This window comes from Vibrio eleionomae (genome assembly GCF_009874545.1).
Lineage (GTDB): Bacteria > Pseudomonadota > Gammaproteobacteria > Enterobacterales > Vibrionaceae > Vibrio > Vibrio nitrifigilis.
In genome coordinates this window covers 1-6,635 of sequence record NZ_WEKT01000099.1, presented here as the reverse complement: position 1 = coordinate 6,635, position 6,635 = coordinate 1, and the positions used below count along the sequence as shown (strand labels likewise).

Below are 6,635 nucleotides of genomic sequence, written 5' to 3'. Positions count from 1 at the left end.
AAGTTACGCTATGATTTATTTATAGAAATAAAATTTATTGGAAGAAAATACGCTAAACGTTTAGTAGTAATTACTCGAGAAATTAAATAAAGTGAATGCTGCAATGTAGGAATGTAAAATTTCTATAAAATAAAACATTGCTAAATTAATTTTATTCTTTTCTATTTTGAGCAACTTAATCCTCAAATATACGCTACCGTACTATTTAGGGATGGGTTTCTGTGGCTTTTAATAAGCTAAGACTCGGGTAATGACATCGTATACCAAACTCAATTCATTGTGATTTTGGTCAGTTTGGAGGTGAACTCATGGCGATAACGGAAAAGGTACCACTCACGGAATTAAATGGCAAAACAGTGCCTGTGGAGAGACGTAAGGAAGTGCGTATCGCTAAAGATGGCGGCGATGGAGAGCAAAGCGCGCGAGCGGTTACCTACAAAATAGCGGTGAAAAAGGAAGAGATTGAACGTGCATTCACTTTGGTTTGGGACAACTATGTGGAAGCAGGTTTGCAGCAAGACGATCATCAGGGCATCAGATTTACCAAATATCACTTTTTGCCTGAAACTCGTATTTTCATTGCCAATTTTCACGAAGAATTAGAAGCGAAAACACCGCAGAACTTTAGAGATTCGGACAAAGTTGTTGGAACGGTTTCGATTGTATTTGATAGCCCTATGGGCTTACCCATGGAAGAGTTTTGTGGCGATCAAATTGAGAAAATTCGTGCTGAAGGTGGCAAGGTAGCGGAAGTGACAGCCTTCGCTCTTAACCCCGAGTACACCAAGTACAAAGTGTTTCTGCATATGTTCAAGCTGTTATTTCAATTTGCTGAATTAAAAGGGGTTACCGACTTGTGCTGTTCAGTCGCTGAACGCCATTGCCGTTTTTATCAAAAAATATGTTTATTTGAACCTTTAGGGGAACTCGTGCCTTACTCGGCAGCATACATTCGTAAGGTTCAGGGGCATCGACTTAATATTTCTAAGGCGAATGAAAAGGCGCAAGCGTTTTATTCTGGTCGAGAGTTTGATGCAGATTTACACCGTTTCTTTTTCACTGAAAACTACAATCGTAAGAAAGGGGAAGGACGCCCATTATCGAATGAATTGTTGCACTATTTCTTAGCAGAAAGAACGGATTACATTCACTCACTTGACGAGAAAGATTTGTTACTTCTACGTGATGAATATGAACGGGTTGGACAAGCTTTCCCATTCTAGTTTAGCGTTTTGGACAACGAGACATTGATATCATTTCTGGGATAATCCAGATGCCAAGGTGAACATAATGGATAGTCAAGAATATTATAAATTGGCAGTTACTCGTAATATTGGTTTGGTGACTGAGGAAGAGCAAACACGACTAAAGCATTCTCGGGTTGCAGTGGCGGGGTGTGGCGGTTTAGGGGGGCGAGAGCTGATCGATTTAGTTCGGATGGGGATTGGGCGTTTTAACCTGGCCGACTTTGATGAATTTAGCATTAAAAATGTCAATCGTCAGATTGGCGCGACCTCCTCTACCGCAGATAGACCGAAAGTTGAAGTGATGACTGAAATGGCGAAAGACATTCACCCATCGGTTGATATCAAAATGTTCCCTAATGGTATTCAAGAAGACAATGTGGTTGATTTCGTTAGCAATGCTGATGTTATTGTTGATGCAATAGATTTCTTTTCAATGCCCGCGAGAAGGTTATTGCATAAAACTGCGCGTAAATGCGGGAAGCCTGTGGTTTTCGCTGCTCCGCTAGGGTTCTCAGGCACGATGAGTGTGTTTGTGCCTAATGGTTTGAGCTTTGACGAATATTTTGATATTAACGATGATATGGATTTGTTTGAGCAGTTAATTGCTTTTACTGTTGGTGTCGCCCCATGGGGAACTCACTGGAAGTATATGGACACCAGTAAAGTCGACTCTTCCGACCATTCTGGGCCATCTCTCGCTTGCGCCTGTAATATCGCCACTGGTTTATTAACGTCAGAAGTATTAATCATTTTATTGAATAAACGTGCACCGATGGCCGTCCCCAATTACATGCAATTTGACACTATGCGCTGTCTATACCGTAAGGGTAAGCTGCACTGGGGAAATCGAGGTCCATTACAGCGGCTAAAACGGTTACTTGCTGCGAAAAAATTCGCTGACCAAAGAGAAGTGTTACTCAACAATAAACCGTGCTAGTGGATCATTATTGATTAAATCTAAGCCCTCAATTCATGTATATGAATTGAGGGCTTTGTATTGTTAGTCGTAATGACCAACAGGTGTCTAGTCGGTTGCGAAACCCTTACGAGGTTTATGTTTGGCGTTTTTTTGCCACCAGATAACACATAGTGAGCCAATCACAACGCCACAAAAGTTAGCCAGAAAATCCAGCCAAGACGGTTCTCTTAAAGGCACAAACACCTGTAAATATTCAAGTGCAGCGCTGTAGAAAATGACCACGATTGCTGCCCCAAATATGGTTTTTATTTTGTCTAATCGCAGCAGTACGCTGCATAAAATGGCAAAGACAAGATAAGCGCTAATATGTGCCATTTTATCGAGATCGGGCACGCCAAAACTGTTTAAGTCAGGGACGACCGCATCAGGTGAGGAGTCACTTGCCAGAGAAACGTAGCCAATTAATACGGTATAGCCCATTAAGGTGAGTATTTTTAGACTTTGCAACATGATTCAACATTCCTTATTCGGCGTTACTTAGCATTCCGGGCAAGAGCGATTAAGTGTTTGATTGGTATTGCATATGTGATCGCGCTTGGATCAGACAAAATGGCTTCTTTGGTCGTTTTTACCAGTACTTTGTTGACGATCGCAACCACATTTCCTGTATCGACCTCATAGACTGGGCTGCCACTATTCCCCGGGTAAGCTGTGGCGTCTAACTGATACACCATATAAGGATGTCTAAGACGCTTAATTTGATTAACCGTTAATTCTCGTGATGTTCGTGCTGGGGTGACAACTGGCGTGATACAGGAAACGATACCGCGATGAGTCACAGGATAAAGCCCTAACACTGCTCCAATAGGGTAACCCGTAAATGCGATTTGCTCCCCTTCGCGAACTTGATGTGCTGACAAGGTTAATGGTTTTAGAGGCTCCCCTGGAATTTTAAGAATTGCGATATCATAGATTTGATCAATCGCAACGACATCTGCAAACCGAATTTTAGGATGAGCGCCGCGACCAACATAAACGGCGATTTGTTCTTTTGCTTCTTCATTTAATACTTCAGGAATGACATGCGCATTGGTTGCAACATAACTGCCATCTTTAATAACAAATCCGGTGCCTAAATAGCGAGAATGTTGATCGGAAAGGCGGCTGTAGGTGCCAATACCAACAATGGATGGCCTAATGGCTTGAATAGTATCTGGCAACGACATGGCGTGAACATTGGGCAGATACAGAATAACGGATACAACAAAGCAACGAATGAGAAACTGAATGAAGGTGTTCATGAATTGGTTCCCGTTAATTAAATACGTAACTGGCTGTGTTTTAACGTTAGCTCTTTATAAGGTATTTAATGGTTGGGCAGTATCCACTGTCCGTGATTAGAAAAGCGTTGCCTCACACCGAGAGTGTGAGGCAACGTATAGCTTGTTAAATATTCTTGAGCAAGTTTTCTAAATTACTTTTCATTGCCGTAAGCTTAGCATTGTTGGTATCGATATCATTTAAGACATCTTTCGCCAGTGCGTACTGTTTATTGGAAATTAGACTTTCAGCATAATGCAAGGCAATTTCTGCATTGTTGTATCCTTTAGTCGTTTTATACGCTTGGGATAGCAACGATACAGCCTCAGTTACTTTCTCTTTATTTTTCTCTTTATTTCCTTGTTTAAGTAAACAGTAACCGTATGTATCGATAATGACAGGCTGATTTTTCGCCATGTCATACGCTTTTACCGAATAGTTACAAGCAGTATCATAATCGTTCTTATTGATATATAACCATGCAATGTTATTTAGTGCGATTAGGTTTTTAGGCTCTCGTTTGATAATCGTTTGGTACTGTTCAATCGCGTCTTCTGGTTTATAACGGCTTTGAATATCGGCCAATAGTAGTTGCAGAGGTCGAGCTTTTTCTGGCCTAGTTTCTATTTCATTTTGTAAAAAATCGATCGCTTTTTTACGTTCACCAGATGCTTCGTATAGAGACGCTAACTCCCGAGCAGCGACTAAGCCAGGGGCTTTTTTGTAAATTTGTTCTTGAAGTTGCAGTGCTTTGGGAAAGTCCCGGTTAGCAACATGAATTCTCTCTTGCAGCTTCAAAGCGTACACGGAACCTTTAGGTTCTGCTGGCAAATTGTTTAACAGCTTTTGCGCTTCAGCGATTTGTTTCGACTTAATTAATAAGTTGATTTTAATTAAGGGGAAACGAATATCGTTAGGAAATTGTTGTTGAGCTTTCTGCGTGAGAGCGATCCCCGCAGAGAGATTATCCGATTCTTCATCAACTTGAATAGAACGTAAATAAGCATTGACACTATTAGGTGATAGCTTGCGCCATTTTTGATAGGCTCTGTCGGCATCGAACCAGAGTTTTTTCATAAAATAGAGGTTCCCGATGAGAGACCATGTTTCGCCAGTTTTTTCTTCGTCAGGAATATTTTCTAATAAAGTGAGTGCGGGCTGGGTCTTCTGCTCAGTAATGAGAGCAAATGCTTTTTGATGCAACAGTGATAGGTCTGAAGGGGATTGCTTAAGTTGCTGATCGATAAGCTCAATAACGTCATCCATTCGACCAGTTTTTTGTGCACTGCTAAATAAAAGTTGGATTGCTGCGATACTGTTAGGGTCTTTTTTCTTCGCTTGGTAAGCGTATTTGTAGGCTTGGTCATAATCATCTTGCAGCAGTAATGCACGTGCCAATGATTCTTGAGCTTTTACTTGATCAGGAACTATCTTCAACAGATCTTTGTAAGTTGCTTCGGCACCTTTATAGTCTTTGATCAGTAACTCATATTGGCCTTTTAAAGCCAAGGCATCAGTATCCTTAGGATTTTTTTTCAGCCATTTATCTGCAACGTCTTTAGCATCGTCGAGTTTACCTAATTTAAGGTAGTAGTACGCAACGCCTATTTCGGCTTTACGCTGATCTGGCTGCTGAGAAATGGCTGAACGCAGTTCCTTTAAACCACTTTCATCGTTATCAGCGAGCTTAACCATACCAAGCATCATCTCAGTATCATTACTTTTACTGCTGTTATACGCTTTTGTGGCTAATGAAAGCGCTTCATCATCGCGGCCAAGTTTAGATAACGTTAAGCTCATTTGAGAGACGAAACTACTGTTATCCTTTTTGTCAGTATCGAGACTTTCCATTTTGTCGATTGCTTCATCAACGTAACCCAATTTCATCAACGTCACTATGTAGAGGCGATTGGCAAAATGATCAGCAGGTAGACGTGGTAACACTTGTTTTAAACGACGGTCTGCTTGTTCATAAAGCTTCAATTGATAAGCTGATACGGCAGAAATCAACATTGTAGAGGTGTTTTTTGAACCATTATTGATGGCTCGATCCGCAGAGTCCTTTGCGCCGGTATAGTTTTTATCGGCATAGAGGATGGCAGCTTTAAGTTCGTTAGCAATAGGGTAATTAGGGACTGCGCTAAGCATCTTATCAACGTAGGGGGAGGCTTCCTTAAACTTTTGTGCAAGTACTAAAGCACGCGCGACGTAAAGTGAATAAAAGCTAGCGGCTGGGGATAGGCTATACGCTTTTTTGTAATCGGTGATTGCCTTGTCAGTGTTTTTTAAAGCCAGTTCAATGTGACCTTTCAACAACCATGAGTCGCTATTGGTTTCGTCTGCTTGTATCGCCTTATTGACAAAAGAGAGCGCGGCAGAGTTATCGTTATCGATGGCACTAAGACGAGTTTGTGCCAAATTAAAATACACTGACTTATCTAAGATGCCTTTATCAATCGTTGAAGTGAGCTTAGTTAGTAATGATTTTGCATTGTCGTTATTACGTAAATTGAATTCCGCAATCGCTTGTAATCCGACTAAGTCTGCTCTTGCTTTAGGTTGATTGATGTCTGACTCACTAATGAGTTCTATGGCATCATCATTACGGCCCATCGCCACTAAGGTTTTCGCGATGAGTGGCACCACAGTGGATTTGTCGGCACCTAAATGAAGCGAACGAGAAAGCTCTTTTTCTGCCGCTGGAAAGTTACCGTTCTGTAGGTAAATTTTTCCTAATAGTAATCTGGGCTCAGAATCTTTGGGCGATGATTGAATGGCATTTTTCAGTTCAATGGTAGCTGAACTGATATCGTTTTTACTTAAGTATTTTTGAGCGCTATTAACGTAGTCATTGGCGTAGCTTAAACCGGAAAACAATATCATTGACGACGTAATGCTAGAGAGTAAAAAAGCTCTAGGTGCACTTTTTTTATTCTGGAACATACTATTCCCTGATGCCTGATGTAAGTGAATATCCATAACAACTTTGGCTATAGTAGTCAGTTTTGCGCTTTTTTAGAAATAGAGCAATCAAAAAATAAGAGCAAAATAGGTACGGTATTATGCTTCGGCTTTTTAAACGTTTAATTGTTAATAATTAATGGAGTAAAAAGAAATACAATACGGTAATTATCTATATAGCTTTATGA

At 40.7% G+C, this 6,635-nt stretch carries 5 protein-coding genes; 2 read left to right on the top strand and 3 right to left on the bottom strand.

Annotation, left to right across the window (positions count from 1 at the left end):
- The first annotated feature begins 308 nt into the window (after positions 1–308).
- Both F9817_RS23300 and F9817_RS23295 read left to right on the top strand, forming a co-directional pair.
- Positions 309–1,223, top strand: a complete 915-nt coding sequence (locus F9817_RS23300) for an N-acyl amino acid synthase FeeM domain-containing protein (RefSeq protein WP_161158602.1) — start codon at positions 309–311, stop codon at positions 1,221–1,223.
- Between the two features lie 67 nt (positions 1,224–1,290).
- Positions 1,291–2,184: a ThiF family adenylyltransferase gene (locus F9817_RS23295; protein ID WP_161158601.1), complete on the top strand. Its 894-nt coding sequence runs from the start codon at positions 1,291–1,293 to the stop codon at positions 2,182–2,184.
- An 87-nt stretch (positions 2,185–2,271) separates the two neighbouring features.
- Here F9817_RS23295 and F9817_RS23290 read toward each other — a convergent pair whose 3' ends face one another.
- The 3 genes from F9817_RS23290 to prsT all read right to left on the bottom strand — a co-directional run bounded on the left by F9817_RS23290 (position 2,272) and on the right by prsT (position 6,429).
- A complete protein-coding gene (locus F9817_RS23290; protein ID WP_161158600.1) occupies positions 2,272–2,676 on the bottom strand; it encodes a VanZ family protein in 405 nt (134 codons plus the stop codon).
- A gap of 23 nt (positions 2,677–2,699) precedes the next feature.
- A complete protein-coding gene (locus F9817_RS23285) occupies positions 2,700–3,467 on the bottom strand; it encodes a S1 family peptidase (RefSeq protein ID WP_161158599.1) in 768 nt (255 codons plus the stop codon).
- Positions 3,468–3,612: 145 nt separating this feature from the next.
- Positions 3,613–6,429 (bottom strand): XrtA/PEP-CTERM system TPR-repeat protein PrsT, encoded by a 2,817-nt coding sequence (prsT, locus tag F9817_RS23280; protein ID WP_161158598.1) that lies wholly within the window; start codon positions 6,427–6,429, stop codon positions 3,613–3,615.
- Between the last annotated feature and the right edge of the window lie 206 nt (positions 6,430–6,635).